Raw genomic sequence first — 21,108 nt, forward strand, 5'->3', positions numbered from 1 at the left:
GTTTGTCATTGATTACGCACTTGTTTTACCTCTTTATCAGCCTCAAGGGTTGAGGGTCCATCGCTCTTGGCTAAAAGGATGGATAAATAATCCAATTTGGCCTGGTGATTATTATTATAACTACACTAAGGCGGAATAACAATCCCGCTAAAATACGGTTCAACATAATTTATAGGACTTTCACCGCTTAGCTATTGCCCATGCTGGGCGCACCTTAAAAAAGGAGACATGTGTTTTGCATGTCTCCTTTTTTCGTAATGATTAACCTTTTACAGAACCTTGTGTTAATCCTCCTATTATCCATTTTTGGAGAGACAAGAATAGAACTACCATAGGAATGGCTCCCAATAGTGAGGCTGCGGTGAACAATCCCCACTCTGTTTCGTAAGGTCCTGACGAGAACGATTGTAATCCAACGGCATAGGTATAATTTGATTCGCTTTGTAATATTATCCTTGCCATAACAAACTCGTTGAATATGTTCATGAAGGTAAGTATCATAACAACCGCTATTATAGGTAAAGATAGAGGCAAAACGATCCTCCAAAAGGTTTGGAACCTCGTAGCACCGTCTATCATTGCGGATTCTTCCAAAGAATCTGGGATAGTGTCATAGTAACCCTTGAACAACCACATGTTGTATGCGATTCCTCCCATGTATGCAAAGATCAATCCATCCAAGGAATCCAAACCCAATACTCCAAAATAATCACCCATAAATTTCAATATGCCATAAATTGCTATCATAAACATTACTGCTGGGAACATCTGAATTATCATCAAGAAGAATAATCCCTGCTTTCTTCCTACAAATCTCATTCTCGAAAAGGGATATGCTGCAATGGAGGTTATTAAAACCGTTAATACTGAGGTTATACCTGCTACCATTATGGAATTTAGAAGCCAACGCATGAACGGTTTTCTTATTTTTGCTGACCAATCTTGTTGCAACAAGTAAAGATCTTTATCAATATTCCTAAGTTTGGACTTTAATTCGGGAGAATCTATGTAATTCGATAAATCACTTACTATCCTCGAAGCACGGGCTATATCTGCAGAAGCCTTACCATATTGTGTGTTGTAAAGTTTTTGAATCTCTGAAAGCGGTATTATAGTTGTGACATTACCACCTTGATTCAAAGTAAGATATTCAGTGAGATTTGTTTTAAATATATTAATATTTTCTTCCATTTGATTTTGGATAACCGTTAACTTTTCTCTTCCTTGGTCGAACCTTCGTTTTGATTCCAACAGATTGTTGTACCAATTCATTAATACGTATCTGTTACGATCGGGAGTAAAATACGGATAATATTTTGAACTCACGAAAGATGCGTAATTTACTGATTCAAAGTTGTTAGATATTTCTTGATTGGCACTTTCCAAATAAACTAACAAAAAAGGAATGTTTTGTATCTTTTTTAAGTTACTCAACATTTCTTCATTTTCTTGTTTGAGTTGGGTAAGCGTTGTTTGAATTTCGTTCTTTTGTTCTCTTAAAGTATTTAACTGGGCACTGTATTGGGCTAATTGCTGAGTATTTGAACTGTATTGTGATGTTAATGCAAGCAATTCATCTATGTTTTCAGAAAGCTTTAAAGTCGAACTTTTTGCCGATTGATAACCTGGTAAAATTGATTTTGAATCTTTTATGGCGTATATTTTTGTGAAGTTATCGTTTAAAAATTGATAGACTTTAGTGAAAAGTGCGAGGGTTTCTACAAATCCATTTTCTATGAACATGTCGATAGAATTTAAATCCTCGAAAGCAAGAGGAAAAATCTGGAAAGATTTTTGAACGTTATCGTAAAAAGATTTGTCTTCCCCAAATAATGGTGTCTTTCCTTTAACATTCGTTAAGTCTTGTCCACTTAATATGTTATAAGCAGCATTTAACCGTTCTTTTTCGACTATGAATATATCAAACAACGCAGATAGGCTGTTGTATATTTCACTGTTTTGTCTTTCTAAAAGGGACTGCTGTGAATTGATTTGGGATATTTGTGAATTTATATTGTTTAATTCTGCTTCTAATTGGGATATTTGACTTATGGACTGACCATATAATTCGTTGGCTTGTAATTGAATATCTTCTTGTACCTTTTCTATTTCTGTTTCAATTGAATCCCATCTTTCAGACAATGATAAAATGCTTTCCTCAAACCTTTCAGCTTCGGGTTCTTCTTTCACCCATCTTCTATATGTTCTTACCCTCCAAGCAGAAGTTTTCAGAGGTATTTGTAGTATCGTATTTACCGTTTCTATATAATATTCACTATCTTTATTCAAAGAACTTTTTTCCCAGTTAGTTATTATTTCTTTTCTTTGAGTAAAATACTCACTTAGCAACGTTTGCAATTGTGTAGGGTCAACGTTTATTCCCATGCTTTGGGATAGATTTAATACTGTGGTTAACTCTTCTTGTAAGGTTTGATAATCTTCTTTTCTTATGTTGTTTATTTTGTTAAAAAATTGGTCTTTATTCTGAGTTTCATAAATTGTGAATATCTCATTATACGAGCTTTCTAAATCATCGAAGTTCTTTTGAGTTTCGGTAAAATATCCTTCCAAACTGGATATGTACTTCGTTGCTTTGTTTTGTGCTTCTGATGTAGATAGCCCACTGTATCCTCCGACATACGAGCTAAGAGAATTGAGTTCGTTTATTAACTCAGGAACATTTGGAGTTTGAAGTATTAAATCCTTATAATTATTTACAGTCAATCTGTTCGAAAAAAGTTTTGTAGAAAAGGCAGCATTATCTCTTCTTATCGATGTAGATATCAACCAGACAAAGGGAAATAGTATTACAACAACACAGATTATTAGTATGATATGCCTTAAAGTGTAATTTTTCTTTTCGATCATGGCCATTATCTACTCACCTCTTCGAATGAACCTGAGAATCTAAAGTTAAAGTAGCTAAATACTGCTATTATTGCGAATATGATCATCGAAATAGCAGAGGCAAATCCAAAGTCTTGCCCATGTGACCCTTCAAAGGCTAATTTATATACGTATGATATCAATATGTCTGTTGAACCCGCTGGTGTGCTCGTCCCTGCCATTGCTGGTCCACCACCTGTAAGTAGATAGATTAATGTAAAATTATTGAAATTGAAGGCAAAACTCATAACGAGTAATGGAGCAACAGCAACCATCAAAAGCGGTAATGTAATCTGTTTGAACTGTTTCCATCTGGTGGCACCATCTATAACGGCTGCTTCGTATAATTCACCTGGAATACTTTGTAAGGCACCAAGGCTTATGGTCATCATGTAAGGAAATCCCAGCCACGTATTCGTTATCAATATCGCCACTTTTGCCCAAAATGGATCGTTCAGCCATTTTACGGATTCTATCCCTAAACTTCCCATTAGGAATTTGTTGATGACCCCGTACGTTTCGTTGAAGAATCCATTTCTCCAAACCAACACAGAAATAAAAGCTGGTATCGCCCACGGTATTATTAGTAAAGTTCGGTACACTACTTTTCCTTTTAGGTTTACATCGTTTAGCACTAGAGCAAATGCGAGTCCTACTACAAAAGTGAATAAAACACTTAAACCTGCGTAGGCAAAATTCCAACCGAAAATTTTAAAAAATGGTCCAGAAATTCTTGGATCGGTTATTATTTTTGCAAAGTTTTCTCCACCTATATAGTCTTTGTATCCTATTAATCTGTACAATTCACCATTCTCATTGTAATCCCAAAAAGCAAAGTCTCTTTCAACTAATTCTTTGTTGGTAAGCGTGTTCACCAAAACTGTTTTGTATATCTCTCTTTCTCCGTCAACTATAGCCTTAACCGATGTATCGTAAACCCTATAGGCTTCTGAAAATTTTTTGAATATTGTTGAACTAGAGAGACGGAAGTTTTGACCTTTCAGCACCAAATTTAAAGACTTCAAATAATTTTGTCTCAATACAGAGTTGTAAAATGCTGAATTAGTGGAGGTAAGTGGATCAACTGGAGAATAAAAATACGTGTATCTGATTTCTCCATCTTTTTCAATGGCCATTATTGAATCATTTCCACTGGTTCCTAAACTTTCCGTGGGGCGTATTATTTTGTAAGTGGCATTGTTTACAGTTATTTGATCTCTTTCAACTGGGAACAATTCTGATTCGGCATATATTAGGTTACCTCTCGAATCGTACTCTAAAGTTACGGGTTTTTCGGATAAATACATATTTTTTTCGTCATATAAAAGTAATAAAAAGTCTTCGGTTGGTTTGTATTGCTCATCGTATCTGACGAATACTTTGAAATCATAGGTTTTAGGATTTTCCGGTTCAAAGTAGTACGTGGGATCTGTGAGGAGAGTATCAATAGCGTTAGTTCTAGTGAATAAATGTCCTGTCCCGTAATTGGTGAATGAGGTATCTATTGTATAATAAATTGGATATATAGTTAAAATAAAGAGAAAAAGCAGAGCAGGTAATGTATACCTATAGGGGTAAGCTTTTTTAGAAAAAATCGCCCAATCTGTCAATACAAGAAAAATACTTATAACTACGGCCAATCCATAGTTGGCAAGTATGAATAGAAGAAGTATTGCCCATACTAGGAGTGCATTCATCACCCCAATGAATATCCATATTAAAAACGTAGTGAATTTGTTCATGAGTGCCCCTCCCAAAAATTTTCGCTTTAAAAAAAGGAGAGGGGATAACCTCCCCTTTTTATTGGTTAAACTTGTTATATTTTAATCTTAAAAGATCAAAAATTTAAAGTTTTAAAGCAGCTTTTATCTTTGAAACGGCATCGTTAAGAGCATCTTCTGGTGTTTGTGTTCCGTTTATAATGTTGTTTAGAGCATCACTCATAGGTTGCCATACAGATTGCATTGCTGGTATATTAGGCATTGGTATACCCCCTGCGGCGCTTTCTGTAAAGGCAGCAACCATGTCACCAGGTACTGGCCCGCCTTGTTCATCTACTATTTTTGCTACATCCAATCTTGAAGGACCTCTCGGGTCAGCTATATAAAATTGATATATTCCTTCAGCTGTTGCTAAGTAATTGATTACAAATTCCATAGCAAACGCCTTGTTTTCTGATCTTGAATTGATCATCATTCCTTGCGAACCAACAAAAGGTCTCATCGGTTTACCTGGTTCAACCTCTATGCTTGTTAGTGGAACTACTCCAAAGTCTATACCCGCATTTATATATGTTTTTACGGACCATGGACCGTTTATCATCATCGCAATTAACCCATCTGTAAACATGGAATCCATAATAGTGTATCCCATACCTTGAGGCATTATACCTTCGTCGAAGAAACTTTTTAAAAGATATCCAGTTTTTATGGCTCCTTCATTGTTCAATCCAATATCGGTTATATCGTAACCAGTTTGAGGATCGTATCCAAACACATATGCACCGTATCCGCTAAAGAAACCATAAGTTTGATAAAAATCGTTAGGAACAACAGCAAAACCAACCGTTTCATCTGTTGTTAACTCTTTTGCTAAAGCCATTAGCTCGTCTATATTTGTTGGAACTTCATCGTCGCTTACATAATCCCTGTTGTATAATAATCCAACTGCTTCGATAGCGTAGGGCAATCCATACAATTTACCTTCATATGTGAATGCTTGAATTCCTGATGGAGCAAATTTGTCAAGTTCAATGGCAGATTTTGGAATAGGTTCGAGTAAACCATTTAATGCTAATTCTCCAACCCAATCATTAGCTCCGACTATTATATCAGGACCTTCTCCTGCCTGTGCTGCGGTTAGAAATTTTGACTTGATATCTCCGAAATTAACCATTTGTACTTCGACAACTATACCAGTGTCCCTAGTAAACTCCTGACCGATTCTTTTCATAAAATCAACTTGTTTTTCTGAAGACCAGACGGTTAACTTTTGTGAAAATAGCGAAAGTGCTCCTACCAACATTACCAAAGTTAAAATTAAACCTTTTTTCATCTTGATACCCCCTTTTGAGTGTTTTTTTCTTTATGGAAACGTTTTTACTAAAATAATTATAACAAATGAATGTACATTTTCCAATCATAATTATTGGTGATTAAAACCGATTAGAGGGGATTATCAAGAATTATTTCCGATTACAAGCGAAAATCTTAGTTTTTAAAAATTTTGCTCAAAAATTCAAATAGGATAAATGACAGTATCTTCTTTTTGAAAGCTCTCAGCCAAGTTTAGATCGATATTAAGAGAACGAACATATTTATTTTTTAAGAATTTTTTACCAACTTCTTTGAATAGAACATAGGTTAATAAGTCTTCTTCATTTTGAGCTAATATTCCTATTTCTTTTTTTGCTTTTTCTAGCTCTGGCTCCAAATCATCTGCCGGTTTATGATCGATGGGCTTTTCATTGTCCAAAGCTAATTTGTATAATTCTTTGTCTACTGGGGCAGGAGGTTTTCCATAAAGACCTTTCAAATAATTTTTTACTTCGTTGGTTATCATCGAATATCTTTTACCTGTTAATACATTTAGAACCGCTTGGACTCCGACGATTTGACTAGTAGGAGTTACCAAAGGAGGATATCCCAAATCCTTGCGAACCCTAGGTACTTCTTGTAGAACATCGTTTAATTTATCTTCCGCTTTTTGGAGTTTTAATTGAGAAATTAAATTAGAAAGCATACCTCCAGGGATTTGAGCATTTAATATTCTGGCATCTATTGATTCCATCTTGACGTCGTATTCACTGTATTTTGATCTTACTTTCCAAAAATGGTCAACCAATCTCATTATTGTTTTTGTGTTTACATCCAAGTCGTATGTGTAGACAAAGGGCTCAATGGCGGGTTCAGATGTGCCATTAGCAAAAGGGCTTAACGCTAAGTCTAGAATATCTGCACCGGCTTCTACTGCCGCAAAATAAGCCATAGAGGCAAGACCGGTTGTTGCATGAGAATGAATATCAACCGGGATGTCGAATTTCTTCTTGATTTCTTTTACCAAATCATATGCATCTTTTGGCTTTAACAAACCTGCCATGTCTTTTATAACAATTGAATCGACGCCCCTTTCTATTAATTCTTTTGTATAATTTAAATAATACTGTAGATTATGAACAGGACTAATGGTGTAACATATAGCTCCTTGAACGTGTATATTTCTTCTTTTTGCAACCTCTATGGATTTTTCCAAGTTGCGAATATCGTTTAAAGCATCGAAAACCCTTATGATGTCCATCTTGTAGTCGGCTACTTTGTTAACAAATAATTCTACCACGTCGTCGGCATAATTTCGGTATCCAACTAAATTTTGCCCTCTTAGAAGCATTTGGATTTTGGTATTTTTTAATTTTTCTCTTATAGTTTTTAGCCTTTGCCATGGATCTTCGTTGAGGTATCTTACGCATGAATCGTACGTGGCTCCACCCCATACTTCCATCGAATAATATCCAACTTGATCGAAGTCTATTAATTGATCTTCAAAATCTTCCATTTTTAATCTCGTTGCGATTAAAGATTGTTGACCATCTCTTAAAGTTGTATCGACTATAAATGGTTTTTTATTCATCTTTTTCACTCCTTTTGTAGAAATTTTTCTTGAATACCTTTAATATGGGAAGCCCTATAATATACGTTGCAACAGCTTCTCCAACTCCTACCCAAAGTACAGAAAAGAAATATGGTACTCCATACAATGGAGCTAAATAAGCGGACACCCCAAAGGCGTTAATCAATATAGGAGGGAGAGGAGCTAAATACTCATTTGGCATTTTCCAAGTTATAACTCCCGCTATCAAGGTCAATGAACTTCCAAACCAGATATCCCAAGCACCCAAACCACCTATTATATTGGCCAACAACGCACCTACATAGATGCCGGGAATGAATGCAGGATCAAGAAAAGGCAGAATTACAAAGGCTTCTGCAATTCGAACCTGTATAGGGCCGAAACTGATAGGTTGAAAGATTATACAAAGAACAACATATAATGCAGCAATTAAAGAGGCTCTAACGACTCTTATTGAATTCATGTTTCCCTCCTGAATGAAAAATTTGGTAAAGTGTTAAAACTTTACCAGGTTATTTTTAACTTAAAGTCTTTATTGATTTAAAAGTTGGTCTATGTTTTCGAGTATTTGCTGCCTTTGATTTACCCTCTCTTTATCAAGGCTTTCTGTATTTAATGAATTCAAGGTATCTTTGATTGTTTCCAAATCTTTCCTTACCGATTCAATGTCACCCGTTGAATTATAGTAGTTTAAAATGTAGGAATAAACTGTTGAATAATAGTCAAAAGCTACATTAGGATCGTCAGGTTTAACTTGGTATAGTCTTCCTATAATCTCTATGGAATCTGGATTCATTTCTCTTAAGGTTAAAAGAGAACTTTCCAGTGCGATGTTCATTTGTTCAATATCGCTATATAATTTATCATATTCGCTTTGGATTTCTTGCTGTGTGAAGATCCCGTAGGTGTCTTGTAAATGAGCTAGTTCACTTAAAGCAAATTCTTTTTGTGCCGCTTCATTACGAAGGTCTGTTGATTCGACGGTGCCTTTGAGCTGACGATAATGCTCTATCTGATTATTTATTTCATCCTTGCTGTATTCAAGAAACTCTGGGTATGATTGAGCTATATTCGAATAACTCTCAAGGTCATTTTTTTGAGAAATTTTCATAGGAAGTAGGTTTTCAACAGTGAAAATATAAGAGACATACCACTCTTCAGGTAACTCATTATCGTTTAATATTGTATTACGGTACTTTTTTTCAACATTTCCTAAGTCATCATAAGATTGAGCTTTATAAATATCATATGCTATTTCTAAGGGTTTGTATGAAGTTACAAAGTCATAATTAGACATATATGGATCGTACCAATTGGTAATCTGGTAGTCCACGTAGTTGGTAGTTAATTTATTTCTTATATCGTTGTCCAGTAATAATTCCTCCGGGGATTCATATATCTTTTTGTCTTCGATTCGCACTATCTGGTACCCCAAGGAAGAACTTATTGGACCAATTATTTCACCAGGAGCTGAAGATAATGACGCTTCAATTATGTTTTCATAAATATCTCCACGTTTTACCCATCCTACCAAGCCACCAACTGAAGCAGTTTGAGTGTCTAAAGAGTTTTCTGAAGCTGCTTGAGTGAAAGAGATCTTATTTTGCAATATTTCAGACTTAATGCTATTGGCTGTGTTTTCATCTGCAGTTACAATCCGACTGATTTTAACTTCGTCAAATTGGCTTTTGAAATTTTCAAAATTATTAGAAACATAGGTTGACAGTTCTTCTTCAGAAAAATTGGAGAAGTAATTTCTTAATTCGTTGATCACCTCGTTTCTATACACTAGGCTGTTTATGAATCCGCGAAAATATTCTTCCTTTTCAAAAAACTGTAAGAAAATTTGTCTTGTGTTCTCACTCCCAATGTATTGATTGTACATCCGATCTGTCTCTTGCGAAATCTTCGCTGCGTCCAATGTTATTCCATTATCGTTTAAAAACTTTTCCATGGCTTTGTATTCTATCAAAACGTCTGTTATACTTATTAGATCTATTGGTTTGTTAAAATACTGATCGTATTGGGGATTTTGACTCAAAATATTTAATAATGTATTATGATACTCCCCCATCAATTGGTCTAATTCCAAAAAGTAAGATTCGTATATTTGCTGCCCGTCCTGTGAAGTTAAATATGCCACTGACTCTGAGAATATTGATACAGAGAGAACTACAAGAATACCAAGTACAACTAAAAGTTTTTTCATTTTGGACCTCCTCTGGTTTGATAATTTTTAATGTTGATCGTTAAGGGCAAGCCCCTTAAGAACCCCAAAACCTAATTTTATTTTAAAAAATTTTCTTACCCAGTGATGCAAACAGGGTTTCATTCTCAATTGTTAAGAAAGATTTTTACTATTTTAGCAAGCCAAAATAGTAATACTTTCATGATATCTTTTAATAATTAAAACAACCTTAAAAATTGTGTCATAAAATTTTGCTGATTCCTTTTAAATATGGTATAATCGAATGAAAACTGTATAACTTTACAGTTAAAAGTAGATTAACCTACCTACAGGAGGGAGGATATATATTGATTTCTTTGAAAGAGAAATTGCTAATGAAAACCCTATACCACAAGTTTAATAATCAACTACCTCAATTGGCAACTGAGATCGGCTACAAAAGAGGAAACAAGAATCTATTTTTTGTTTTTTACGCGCTAAAAGCTAATAGTGAAAAATATGTATCTTACGATCTCATAAAAAATGGAAGTGAGTTCATTTTTACACTTGAGGTTGGAAAAGATAAACATCACCTAAAATTAGAAACAAAGGAAAATTATAAATTTTGTTATTTCGTATCTATCAACGACGAAATGAATATTGATGAATTTGCTCAAATAGAGCCTAAATTAATCAATGAATGATTCTTTCCATTTCTATTTGTTTTATGAATATAGAATAATTATTGTCAATTAAAGCTTTGTACAAGGGATCATCTTCTGGAACCGAGACTAAGACAATTCTATCTTTTATTTTTAAAAGTTTACATGTAATATCTTCAATTATTGCATTGAAAGTGTAACCCTCTTCAATAGGGGAGGCATCGACTATGTAACAGTTATCTTTGTTGAATCCCCATGCCACGTAGCCGCATTTTTTATTGTTGTCGCATATGATTTCATAGTTGTATCTGTTTTCGCTAAGTTTTATGGTTATAGGCTCTCTTTGCCAGTTTAGTTTTCTTTTAAATTTAAATTTTGCTTCAGTAGCCATTTCGTAGATCACATCTGAAGTAGTTTGTTCGTATTTAAAATGAGTATTTGTTGGTTGATCTTTTTCCTTAAAGAAAGAAGCCAGCTCTCTTTTTGCTCTAAAACCATGTTTATTATAAAATCTTATAGACCTTTCATCACTTTGGGCAACTTCTAAAATTATCCTCTCTATCTCTTTCCATTTTAGTGTTTCAATGGTACGAAAGATGATTTCAGAGGCCAATCCTTTTCCCCTAAATTCTTCTTTTACTCCAATTGAATCAATTCTTCCAACATCTTTTCTTATTGATATAATGCTAAATCCTACAGGTATGCCATCAGAAAAAGCTATAAAAGAATTTTCCAAGGAAATAGAGTTTTCTTTCACATCTTTTTCAAAACTCTCCAAATTCCAATTCACTGGGAAAACATAGTCTTTAAACACTTCATTAACAAGTTCGATTACAACACTCGCGGGAACGTTTTTTAATGATTTATAAGTAATCATCGTGCCCCCCTCCTTCCTCTTTACAAACCGAACCACATTATCCCAATTTTCTAATTTTCTACTATAATAATTTTAACATAAAAACCAAAAAATATATAAAAAGGCCACCCATTAGGGTGGCTTATTCGATAATTTCTTTCATAATATTGGCAAGCTCCACGAAGTCTTCAGTTAAGGAGGCACCTCCAACTAAACCGCCGTCTATATCTGGTTTTCCAAAAAGACCCAAATAATTGTTTGGTTTTATGCTTCCACCATACAGTATAGCGGTATTTTCAGCAAACTCTTCGTTGAAGATATCTTTCAAAAGGTCTCTAATAAACTCATGAACTTCTTGGGCTTGGTTAGGGGTTGCAACTTTTCCTGTTCCAATTGCCCACACAGGTTCGTAGGCGATTACGATTGTTCTTGCTTCTTCCTCAGTTAGACCATAAAGAGCTTCTTTAATCTGTCTTTCTACAACGTTGAACGTTAAACCCTTTTCACGTTCTTCTAACTGTTCACCCACACATAGTATGGGTGTTAGTCCGGATACTATTACTTTTTTGAGCTTCTTGTTTATGAGGCCATCGCTTTCTTTAAAGATGTGTCTTCTCTCAGAGTGACCAAGAATTACATATTCCACTCCTATATCTTTCAGCATATTAACTGAGATCTCGCCGGTATAGGCACCTTTATCTTCATAATAAACATTTTGGGCACCTACTTTTATGTTTGAACTGCTTGTGATATCTCTAACCTTCTCAAGAGCTGTGTAAGGGGGGCAAACAATAACTTCAAATTTATCTTCAGTTTTTATCTGTCCTACAAGTTTTGACACAAATTCGGCTGCCTCTGTATTTGTCTTGTTCATCTTCCAATTTGCGGCGAGAATGAATTTTCTTTCATTCAGATTTTTTTTTTCGGATATTGAAGAGATACCCGGCAATTCTTTACCTTCTAAAAACTCTAAAGAAGCGCCTCCGCCAGTTGAAACGTGGGAAAATTCGCTAGCCAAACCAAATTTTTCAGCAGCAGCTGCAGAATCTCCTCCACCTATAATACTTATACAACCTTTTTTGGTTACTTCTGCAATTACATGAGCAACTTCTTTTGTACCGAAAGCAAAATCATCTATTTCAAAAACTCCCATAGGGCCATTCCAAACAATTGTTTTAGCATCAGAAATTTTTTCTTTAAATAATGAAATGGTTTCGGCTCCAATATCTAATCCCATCCAACCTTCAGAAATCCCATCATCTATTTTTACGGTTTTCTTTTCAACACCTGCTTCTATTTTTTGGGCGATAACAGTATCAACAGGTAAAACAATCTCAACACCTTTTGCTTTCGAGTTTTCTAATATTTCTTTTGCAACATTGAGTTTATCTTCTTCTACCAGCGAAGAACCAACGTTTTTACCTAAGGCTTTTAAGAAAGTAAACATCATTGCCCCGCCGATTAATATCTTATCAGCTTTATTCAACAAATTATTTATTACCCCTATTTTGTCGGATACTTTAGCACCACCCAGGATTACTACATAAGGTTTTTCAGGGTTTTCAACGGCTTTTTGCAAAAATTCGATCTCTTTTTCCATCAAAAATCCTGCAACACTTGGGATAAAGTTTGCAATTCCAACATTTGAAGCATGCGCTCTATGAGCCGTTCCAAAAGCATCATTAACATGAAGATCCGCTAAAGAAGCCCAATATTTTGCAAGTTCGAGATCGTTTTTAGTTTCACCTTTTTCAAATCTTGTATTTTCAAGAACTAATACTTCACCTTCTTTTAACTCTGAAACAGCCTCTTCAACTTTTGACCCTCTGGTTTCATCTACAAAATAAACGTTAGTATTTAATAACTCTCCTAATCTTTCGGCTACTGGTTTTAGAGAAAATTGAGGGTCCTTTTCACCTTTGGGACGTCCTAAGTGAGATAGTAATATTACTTTTGCTCCTTTGTCCAAGGCGTATTTAATTGTGTTCAGAGCAGCTTTAATTCTGGTTTCATCGGTTATCTTTCCATCTTTTATAGGAACGTTGAAATCAACTCTCATTATGACCTTTTTGCCTTTTAACTCAACGTCTTTTATAGTTAATTTTTCCATATTGACACCCCCTATATTTACATCTACTTTAAAGAAAAAGGGGATTAAATCCCCTCTTTTTTATTGCAATTACAGCATCTTAGCTAATTTTTCAATCAGTTTCACAACGGTTGCTGAGTATCCGTTTTCGTTGTCGTACCACGCACAGACTTTTACAAAAGTTCCATCCATTACATTTGTTAATGTAGCATCGAATATTCCTGCAACAGTTGAACCAACAATATCAGAAGAAACAATTGGCTCTTCATTGTACCCAAAGATACCTTTCAATTCGTTTTCAACGGCATCTTTTATCATTTTATTTACTTCTTCAACGGTTGTTGGTTTTTCTACTTCAACGGTTAAATCTGTGATAGATCCATCTGGTGTAGGAACTCTCAAAGCCATTCCATCTAATTTACCTTTGAGTTCTGGAATTACTAATCCAACGGCCTTTGCAGCTCCGGTTGTTGTTGGGATGATATTAAGAGAAGCTGCTCTTGCTCTTCTTAAATCACTGTGTGGTAAATCTAAAACCCTTTGATCGTTTGTAAATGAATGAACGGTGGTTAGCAAACCTCTTTTAATTTTTAATTTGTCGTTTAAAACTTTTATAACTGGTGCAATTGAGTTTGTTGTACAAGATGCGTTTGAAACAACTTCCATCAGTGGAGTGAGGATATCGTCATTTACCCCCATAACTATCGTTGCATCTACTTCACCTTTTGCTGGAGCGGTTATTATAACTTTCTTAGCACCAGCCTTTAGATGTGCGGAAGCCTTTTCTTTATTTCTAAATACACCTGTAGATTCAATAACAATTGAGACACCTAAATCAGCCCATGGAAGATTGCTTGGATCTTTTTCTGCGAAAACCTTGATCTCTTTTCCATTGACCTTTAAACCATTATCAACTATCTCAACAGTTCCTTTGAATGTTCCATGAACGGAATCGTATTTTAAAAGTGTCCCTAAGGTTTTTGAATCTGTAAGATCGTTTATTGCCACTACCTCAAAGTTTGGGTTTTCAACCAACTGTCTAAAAACTAATCTACCTATTCTTCCAAAACCGTTTATTCCGATTTTTACTGCCATTTATACAACACCTCCTAATAAATTTTAGTGCTTTCTTTAAAAATCGTAAGATTTGTTTAGCTTTTTGTCCAGCATCCCATCATGATTTCAACTCAGAAGAATTCAAAATGTTTGTTATTTTTTTCTCTTAATTATATTGTACATATAAAATTATGCTTTTTTGAAAAGAAAAAGTTAATTTTTTTCAAGCCCCAAAGTTAGGAAGGGTTCCTAAAAACTTTTGTGAAATCTCGTTGGTCTTTTCCTCTTTAAGTTTATTAGCCTTTTCTATAGCTTCATTTGAAGCAGCTATTATAAGATCTTTTAAGGTGTCTATATCTTCATCTTCAACTTCCTCAGATATAACTATGTCTTTTATTCTCATATCGCACGTTGCCACAACCTTTACAACGCCACCTCCCGCAGTAGCTTCTACCTCTACGTTAGATAATTCTTCATCTAGCTTATCTAATTCATCTTGCATTTCAGCTTGAGCTCTTTGGGCTTCTTGAAGCATTTTGTTCATATCGTTTTTGCTGCCAGTTTTTTTTGAAAGAGATCTTCCCCCTAAACTTTTCATTTTTTTGGCCATAAATACTCCTCCTAACGGTTAGCTGATAATTGCAATACTGTTCTTTCCATAATATTCTATCACATCATTTATAAAATCAGGATTATGTTTTTTTGACAAGATGAAGAGAATCCTTCGTTGTACATTTGGTACTTCAACCCAACCGTCTGTGAATATGATTATGCCTTCGGGTCTTAAATTTTCCTCAACGTAATCAACCGCAGGTTGCATGTTAGTTGAACCTTTACCTTTTAAAACTAGTTCCTTCCAGTTTCCTTTGTTATAGGTCATGATATTTTGGATATGACTGTCTGCTTGGATTAGGGTGACTTTTCCCCCAAGATTTTTTGAAATATTTTCTACTTCACTGAAAAAAGCATTGTATTCTTCTTCTATAATGGAACCACTAGTATCGATTATTATTGCAATATTTGGTCCCATTTTTGATCTCCAACCTGGTTGATCCTCATATCTTCGATTTGGTTTCATTAGGGTCCTGTATTTTTCGACGACTATAGAACTGCCAAAAAATCTTCTTAACATCGTTTCCCAATTAAAGAAAGGTTTCGTTACCATAAGAGAAACCGCTAATTCTATACCATCGGGAAGATTGTTTTTGCTTTTATCGTAGGCTTTTGTAACAAACTCGCTAACAATATCAAATGCCATTTCTTCTGGAATATCAGACGAAAAGTCGTGTGAATCGAGGTTGTTCTCCCTTTTTTCTAGTATCTCTTCTACATCGATCATCTTGTTTTTTTCTAATAAATCCATTGCGTATCTATAGTATTCTTCTGCCGTTTTATTTAAGAGGTTCATAGGAGCGGTAACAAAAAAGAATTCGTTGTCTGGGGCATGTCCTTCCGCTACCATTACATCTAAAGGTTCTGCAAATACATCTAATTCTGTGATATATTGGTTTACCGCTGCATCCATTGCTAAATCCCAAATACCTCTTTCCCTTTTATTTTTGGGTTTTATGAATATGTGTCCAAATATTATATGGTAAATCTCATGTTTTAATATTCCTTTGGTTAATATTAAACCAATATTTTTTAAACGATTGGGATTATACAACAATCTAAATTTCCCTTGAGGAGTTATTGAAACCTTTATAGTCCTTACAGAAGTGGTTGGCAAGGAATCAAAATTCATCCTCAAGTAAGAAAAAAATAAGCTTTCTTTCTCCAGTTCTATCCAAGCGTTTTGAAGTATATCATCCATTCTAAATTCCTTCCATCCAAGTGGAATCTCCTAGTTTAATGGCAATTTCTTCTAAAAGTTTATCGTAAAAGGCTTTTTTTAATCCTTTATTTTTTTCTACCATTTCGTTTAGAAATCTTAATACAGAGAACATAGCATCTTTAGGTACGAACTCGCTTATGTTCTTTATATTTTCTGCGATTGTTTTTTGATTTCCATCAGATAATAATTGTTCTATCTCTTCCTCTTTTAACGATTCAAAATAATTATTTATTCTTAAAATCAGACTTACCTTTTCTTCGTTGGTCAATTTCTCGATTCTTTCAAGATTTTTGCCTTCTATTAGTAAATCTTTGGGATTAGGTAGTTCAACTTTATTCTCTAAATGAGACAAAAATGTCCTGGCTGCTTCCGATCCAACTATTGAGGCAGCAATGACGTACCCATATTTTTTCAGATCATCTTCAGATAAATTAGACAAAACATTGGATAATTTATACCAACTCCTGGGGCTGGGCCTTAAATTGAGTCTCATAGATACTATATTATCGGAAGAAAGATATTCAGGATATTCTTTGATAAAAGAAATAACTTCTCTTTTTACATGTTCTTGTGAAGCCCAGTTTACCCAATCATCAACATCTGGAGACAATTCTAAATGAAAGAATCTTGACATGAAGGCAGGATCAGTTATCAAATCTACTTGATCGTACTCTTCATCAGGAGGGTTAGCGGCTCCCATGATCCATGCTCCAGTCGGTAGTACATGGTTATGTATTCTTCTGTCTATCAATAACTGCATGATCGCATTTCTTATAGATCTGTGTGCCCTGTTAATTTCGTCGATCATTATTATTACTTCATCTTTATTTGGCCACCAGTCAGGTTTTAAAAAAACCGTTTTTTCTGAGTCTCTCGAAGGTAGCCCAATTAGATCCCCTGGTTCCATCTGAGAGATGATCAATATGATTAATTCTCTTCCCGTCTCTTCTGCTATCTCCTTAGCAATATCCGTTTTACCTACACCAAAATGTCCCCATAAGAGAGGTATTTCTCCTGAATCCATAATTTTTTCTGATAGGTATTTTACCGTGGATGGTTTCAATTGTTATATTCTCCTTTCGTTGATACTGATTTAGATTTATGGTTTTTCTTTTTGGGGTATTGAGTACGATGAATCAGTTTTTATTATTAGAGGATAAACTTGATTATTTGAATCTTTTACCTGCCCTGTACCTAAAATTTCCCCTGCTGGTAATATTTCAAAAGAATATATTAATTCTTGATCGTTATTGCCATAAATTTTCTGTTCAATTAATACCCCGTTGGGATTTATAATTCTCAAAAACAGATCGTAATCTGGCCAATTATCAACGCAAACTCCCAACAAATAAATTTGATCATTATAAAATTTTACTTCTTCAAGCCTCGAAAGAGATTTTATCGATAATGTTTCAAAGTATTCAACTTCGAGAGTATCTTTTTGTTCAAGCTCTTTTGATATCTTCATTATAAAACCTTTCCACTCTTTTTCGTTTAGAGTGGTAATGTATCCACCTATGTATATATTCCCTTCATTATCTTGGACTATGCTATTTGGATTTTCGTGGAAGGTAGTATATCCATATTCATCTGAAAAAAGTAAAGTTCCTTCTCTACTATATAATAATATTAATAAATCGTTTTGTTTTTGTGGGTTAGAATTAGACGTACCTACCGTTATAATTCTATTATTATCGATTACTAAATCAACAATTTTTTCTTCTCTATCTCTTCCATACATGTTTTCCCAAATTTTCTTTCCCGAAAGGTTTACTTCAGAGATGTACGCTTGACTATTAGTATTTTCTATTACCCATCCTCCAACGACATAACTTCCTGATGTGTTTTTTATTGTGTTTAATGCTCCCTGATAATTTATAACGAGAGACCAGTTTGTTTCTCCGGTCTTTGAGATGTTTAAAATATAAGGCTTACCGTTTTTTTGTCCCACGAAAGTGAAAGTATTGTTGAAAAAAACAAAATCGTTTATATGTACTTGGCCGCTTTCTATAAATATTTCTTTTTTTATACTGCCCGCTTCGTCCAAGAAGTATAAAAAGTATTGGTTTCCTTTAACTGCTAGAGAAACATATTCATTATTACTTATTTGACTTATTTTTGTTAAATATGTCCCCTTTTCATCAATCTTTTTGAAGAAAGATTGACTATTGGTCGATCTAACTTCTTGCGTATCTGAAAGATACTGTATTAATGGCTCCTTTTGGTTAACATAGGTACTACTTAAAAAATCAACAGTATCGCTGATTTTCGAATTAGAAAGGTATATTCCAGAAACGAAAAAAAAGATAGAGAGAGTGATTATTACAAAAATCAATATTTTCTTTAACATAGGATGTCACCACTTTCTTGCAAACAAATCATTTTTTGTATTTAATACCGTAAGAATTAGGGTTTTGCCAGTTAAAAGACACCTCTAATTTTACGTTTAACTGTTTTTCCAGTTCTTCAGTTAAAGATGGGGTTAAATAACCTGAAAGATTATGAAATGCATTTATTTCTATTACTTTTATTCTGTCTTTTTTTATTTCCTTGATCGAAGATAATAATTCTTTTATCAATCTTCCGTGTACTAGAGAGGGGGCTATGATTTTACCTGTTCCATGACATAATGGACATTGGGAATACACGTTGGTATCCAAAGGTTGTGTAGTTCTTTTTCTAATAATTTCTAAAAGCCCCATGTTTGTGAATCCTAGTATGGTAACTTTTGATTTATCTTTTTTTGATTCTTCTTTAAGAATATTGATAATCGTCTTTTTATGTGAAGAGTCTTTCATATCAATAAAATCTACAACGATCATTCCTCCAATATTTCTTAATTTCAATTGTCGGGCTATTTCTTTGGCCGCTTCCATGTTTGTAATAAACGAAGTTTCCTCAATATTCTTTCCTTCCAAATTTCCAGCAGAATCTACATCAATGGCGGTTAAAGCTTCTGCTCTATCTATAGTAATGGTACCTCCACCTGACAGTTCGATCTTCTTTGTAAAGATCTCTTCCATTTGATGGTATATATTATGGATCTGAAAAACATCTCCTCTTACAAACTCAACTTTGGGTTTTAGTTCAAAACCTTTCAAACTTTTTTTTATTTTTCTAAAAATTTGTCTGTCATCTGTGATTATTTTTTTTGTTTTTGAATCCAATCGTTCCCTTAATATGTACTCTAGAAAATCACTTTCTTCGTATAAAACTCCAGGATTTTTTTGAGATTGAAATCTTTGTAAAATACTGTTATATATTTTTCGCATTTCGCTTAATTCTGCTTCTACTTCTTTTTCATCGATTCCTTCAGAATTCGTTCTAAATATGATAGATTCGTTATCCCTTAGAATCTCTTTTGCTATTTGCCTCAATCTTATTCTTTCTTTTTCTTGGAGAATTTTTCTAGATATCCCAATACCTTCATTAGAATTTGGGATGTATACTAAATATTTACCAGGCAAACTTGTTTGCATAGAAAGTTGAGGCCCCTTTCTTGTTCCTCCATCTTTTCTTACCTGGACTAGAATTTTGTCTCCAACGTTATAATGATTAGGATCATCAAGAACATCTCTGTATCTGAGAAAACCATTCTTTCCTAATCCAATATTTACAAAAAAAGCCTCCAAACTCGGAACCCTATTTTCAATTATACCCAAAAAGATTTTTCCAATATTTCTATCGGTTTCAAAATCTTCAAAAAAAATTTCACTTAATTTATCTTCTTCCAATATTGCTATTCTGATTTCTTCCAGAGCTTTACTAACTAGCATTGTCTTTTCTTCTTCCATTGCTTTATTTCATTCCTCCAACTTTGTTCTAAATTATCTTTTTGTTAAATTTATTCATCGCTTCGTTTATTCTGCCTTCTAAAATCAAATCTATCGATGTAGTAACATAGTCAAGTACTTTGTCCAATATAATCCATTCTTCTTGTGTAAAAGGGCTTAAAACGTAGTTTGCCAAATTTCCGGATCCATGCTCGTATCCATTGTTGATACCTATTCTTATCCTGGGAAAATCGGTACTTTTTAAAATACCTATTATTGATTTTAATCCATTATGTCCCCCGTCAGAACCGCTTTTCCTTATACGTATTTCGCCCAAGTTTAACCAAATATCATCGTAAATTATTAATAAACTTTCCTCTATTTTACCAAATTTTTTAAAAACGTATGGTAACACTTCTCCACTGGCATTCATATAAGTTAACGGTTTGATGAAAATATCGTTTTCTATAGCAAAGCCTTCAAAATTCTTACCGGATATTTTTTTAATATTCGATATATTTTTTTTGTTTTCTTCATATTTATCTAAAGCTAAAAAACCCACGTTATGTTTTGTAAAAACATAACGCGGGCCAGGATTTCCTAAACCTATTACCAAATTTCTCACTTTTTATTCTTCCTTCATATCTTGTGCTGATTTTTCTTGGATTACTTCAGGTTCGGTTATTTCTTCTTCTTGCGTTTCTTCAGTCACTTCTGCAGCTTTCGGTTCAACTACACTAATGACAAGTTCTTCGTCTTCAAGAAGTGATTCTGCACTTTTTGGAAGAAGATTTTTAATATCTGAAACGGATAAAGATTCACCTAGTTTTAACGCAGAGATATCCACCTTTATTGAATCAACGATATCTGAGGGGAGAATAGCTACAGGTATTTCATGAACGTAGGTGTTTAAATACCCGCCTTGCGTAACTCCAAGAGGTTCTCCTTCAAATTCTAAAGGTATTCTCAAATGCATTTTTCTTCCTTCTTCTGGAACATAAAAATCTACATGAATAGGCTGGTCAGATACTTTATAGGTGTAACTGAAATAAGGGTCCCCCCGATATCTAATGGTTTATCAGAAGACCAAAGCAGTTATTCAATTGTCAGAGAACCTCAAAAATGTATCGTTTGTAACCGATGCGTCAGAAAATGCTCA

Annotated in this window: 18 protein-coding genes; 2 read left to right on the forward strand and 16 right to left on the reverse strand. The window is 34.2% G+C overall.

The annotated features are described in order from the left end of the window. Positions 1-261 precede the first annotated feature (261 nt). From AD60_RS07205 to AD60_RS07230, 6 genes are all read right to left on the reverse strand, one after another. Positions 262-2,874: an ABC transporter permease subunit gene (locus AD60_RS07205; protein ID WP_199177871.1), complete on the reverse strand. Its 2,613-nt coding sequence runs from the start codon at positions 2,872-2,874 to the stop codon at positions 262-264. Next, the gene (locus AD60_RS07210) at positions 2,874-4,628 is read right to left on the reverse strand and encodes an ABC transporter permease subunit (protein ID WP_103877116.1); all 1,755 of its coding nucleotides are present in this window, start codon (positions 4,626-4,628) and stop codon (positions 2,874-2,876) included. The genes AD60_RS07205 and AD60_RS07210 overlap by 1 nt, the downstream gene beginning before the upstream one ends. Before the next feature lie 103 nt (positions 4,629-4,731). After that, positions 4,732-5,940 (reverse strand): maltose ABC transporter substrate-binding protein, encoded by a 1,209-nt coding sequence (locus AD60_RS07215; RefSeq protein WP_103877117.1) that lies wholly within the window; start codon positions 5,938-5,940, stop codon positions 4,732-4,734. Between the two features lie 183 nt (positions 5,941-6,123). Further along, positions 6,124-7,512 (reverse strand): pyruvate carboxylase subunit B, encoded by a 1,389-nt coding sequence (locus AD60_RS07220; protein WP_103877118.1) that lies wholly within the window; start codon positions 7,510-7,512, stop codon positions 6,124-6,126. After that, the gene (locus AD60_RS07225) at positions 7,505-7,975 is read right to left on the reverse strand and encodes a QueT transporter family protein (protein ID WP_103877119.1); all 471 of its coding nucleotides are present in this window, start codon (positions 7,973-7,975) and stop codon (positions 7,505-7,507) included. The genes AD60_RS07220 and AD60_RS07225 overlap by 8 nt, the downstream gene beginning before the upstream one ends. A 69-nt stretch (positions 7,976-8,044) precedes the next feature. Then, positions 8,045-9,721 (reverse strand): peptidylprolyl isomerase, encoded by a 1,677-nt coding sequence (locus tag AD60_RS07230; RefSeq protein ID WP_103877120.1) that lies wholly within the window; start codon positions 9,719-9,721, stop codon positions 8,045-8,047. Positions 9,722-10,047: 326 nt separating this feature from the next. Between AD60_RS07230 and AD60_RS07235 the strand changes: the two genes are divergently transcribed. Then, positions 10,048-10,383, forward strand: coding sequence for a hypothetical protein (locus AD60_RS07235; RefSeq protein ID WP_103877121.1), 336 nt, complete (start codon positions 10,048-10,050; stop codon positions 10,381-10,383). On the opposite strand, the gene AD60_RS07240 is transcribed toward AD60_RS07235, so the two are convergent. The 10 genes from AD60_RS07240 to AD60_RS07285 all read right to left on the reverse strand — a co-directional run bounded on the left by AD60_RS07240 (position 10,373) and on the right by AD60_RS07285 (position 20,925). Next, the gene (locus AD60_RS07240) at positions 10,373-11,218 is read right to left on the reverse strand and encodes a GNAT family N-acetyltransferase (protein WP_103877122.1); all 846 of its coding nucleotides are present in this window, start codon (positions 11,216-11,218) and stop codon (positions 10,373-10,375) included. The two genes, AD60_RS07235 and AD60_RS07240, sit on opposite strands and share 11 nt — an antisense overlap. Before the next feature lie 121 nt (positions 11,219-11,339). Next, positions 11,340-13,307 (reverse strand): triose-phosphate isomerase, encoded by a 1,968-nt coding sequence (gene tpiA, locus AD60_RS07245; protein ID WP_103877123.1) that lies wholly within the window; start codon positions 13,305-13,307, stop codon positions 11,340-11,342. A 69-nt stretch (positions 13,308-13,376) separates the two neighbouring features. Then, positions 13,377-14,381 (reverse strand): type I glyceraldehyde-3-phosphate dehydrogenase, encoded by a 1,005-nt coding sequence (gene gap / locus AD60_RS07250; RefSeq protein WP_103877124.1) that lies wholly within the window; start codon positions 14,379-14,381, stop codon positions 13,377-13,379. Positions 14,382-14,565: 184 nt separating this feature from the next. Further along, the gene (locus AD60_RS07255; protein WP_103877125.1) at positions 14,566-14,952 is read right to left on the reverse strand and encodes a YbaB/EbfC family nucleoid-associated protein; all 387 of its coding nucleotides are present in this window, start codon (positions 14,950-14,952) and stop codon (positions 14,566-14,568) included. 18 nt (positions 14,953-14,970) lie between these two features. After that, the gene (locus AD60_RS07260; protein WP_103877126.1) at positions 14,971-16,155 is read right to left on the reverse strand and encodes a VWA-like domain-containing protein; all 1,185 of its coding nucleotides are present in this window, start codon (positions 16,153-16,155) and stop codon (positions 14,971-14,973) included. A 1-nt stretch (position 16,156) separates the two neighbouring features. Beyond that, positions 16,157-17,239 carry an AAA family ATPase gene (locus AD60_RS07265; RefSeq protein ID WP_103877127.1) on the reverse strand — a complete coding sequence of 361 codons (1,083 nt, stop codon included), beginning with the start codon at positions 17,237-17,239 and terminating at the stop codon, positions 16,157-16,159. Positions 17,240-17,275: 36 nt separating this feature from the next. Then, the gene (locus AD60_RS07270; RefSeq protein ID WP_103877128.1) at positions 17,276-18,526 is read right to left on the reverse strand and encodes a hypothetical protein; all 1,251 of its coding nucleotides are present in this window, start codon (positions 18,524-18,526) and stop codon (positions 17,276-17,278) included. Positions 18,527-18,554: 28 nt separating this feature from the next. Further along, on the reverse strand, positions 18,555-19,970 hold the full coding sequence (locus AD60_RS07275; RefSeq protein WP_103877129.1) for an Rne/Rng family ribonuclease: 1,416 nt from the start codon (positions 19,968-19,970) through the stop codon (positions 18,555-18,557). A gap of 28 nt (positions 19,971-19,998) precedes the next feature. Continuing rightward, positions 19,999-20,574, reverse strand: a complete 576-nt coding sequence (gene pth / locus AD60_RS07280; protein WP_103877130.1) for an aminoacyl-tRNA hydrolase — start codon at positions 20,572-20,574, stop codon at positions 19,999-20,001. A 3-nt stretch (positions 20,575-20,577) separates the two neighbouring features. Continuing rightward, complete coding sequence (locus AD60_RS07285; RefSeq protein ID WP_103927535.1) at positions 20,578-20,925, reverse strand: hypothetical protein; 348 nt, start codon at positions 20,923-20,925, stop codon at positions 20,578-20,580. On the opposite strand from AD60_RS07285, the gene AD60_RS10485 reads away from it, so the two are divergent. Beyond that, positions 20,920-21,108: hypothetical protein (locus tag AD60_RS10485; protein WP_233186854.1), on the forward strand; the 189-nt coding region annotated here is incomplete at its 3' end. The genes AD60_RS07285 and AD60_RS10485 overlap by 6 nt on opposite strands.

Origin of the sequence: Petrotoga sp. SL27 (assembly GCF_002924605.1) — a bacterium.
In the GTDB taxonomy this organism is placed as follows: domain Bacteria; phylum Thermotogota; class Thermotogae; order Petrotogales; family Petrotogaceae; genus Petrotoga; species Petrotoga sibirica.

Coding starts and splice junctions, on each gene's coding strand:
- AD60_RS07205 (WP_199177871.1), bottom strand. CDS start 2,874: ATGGCCATGATCGAAAAGAAAAATTACACTTTAAGGCATATCATACTA.
- AD60_RS07210 (WP_103877116.1), bottom strand. CDS start 4,628: ATGAACAAATTCACTACGTTTTTAATATGGATATTCATTGGGGTGATG.
- AD60_RS07215 (WP_103877117.1), bottom strand. CDS start 5,940: ATGAAAAAAGGTTTAATTTTAACTTTGGTAATGTTGGTAGGAGCACTT.
- AD60_RS07220 (WP_103877118.1), bottom strand. CDS start 7,512: ATGAATAAAAAACCATTTATAGTCGATACAACTTTAAGAGATGGTCAA.
- AD60_RS07225 (WP_103877119.1), bottom strand. CDS start 7,975: ATGAATTCAATAAGAGTCGTTAGAGCCTCTTTAATTGCTGCATTATAT.
- AD60_RS07230 (WP_103877120.1), bottom strand. CDS start 9,721: ATGAAAAAACTTTTAGTTGTACTTGGTATTCTTGTAGTTCTCTCTGTA.
- AD60_RS07240 (WP_103877122.1), bottom strand. CDS start 11,218: ATGATTACTTATAAATCATTAAAAAACGTTCCCGCGAGTGTTGTAATC.
- tpiA (WP_103877123.1), bottom strand. CDS start 13,307: ATGGAAAAATTAACTATAAAAGACGTTGAGTTAAAAGGCAAAAAGGTC.
- gap (WP_103877124.1), bottom strand. CDS start 14,381: ATGGCAGTAAAAATCGGAATAAACGGTTTTGGAAGAATAGGTAGATTA.
- AD60_RS07255 (WP_103877125.1), bottom strand. CDS start 14,952: ATGGCCAAAAAAATGAAAAGTTTAGGGGGAAGATCTCTTTCAAAAAAA.
- AD60_RS07260 (WP_103877126.1), bottom strand. CDS start 16,155: ATGGATGATATACTTCAAAACGCTTGGATAGAACTGGAGAAAGAAAGC.
- AD60_RS07270 (WP_103877128.1), bottom strand. CDS start 18,526: ATGTTAAAGAAAATATTGATTTTTGTAATAATCACTCTCTCTATCTTT.
- AD60_RS07275 (WP_103877129.1), bottom strand. CDS start 19,970: ATGGAAGAAGAAAAGACAATGCTAGTTAGTAAAGCTCTGGAAGAAATC.
- AD60_RS07285 (WP_103927535.1), bottom strand. CDS start 20,925: ATGCATTTGAGAATACCTTTAGAATTTGAAGGAGAACCTCTTGGAGTT.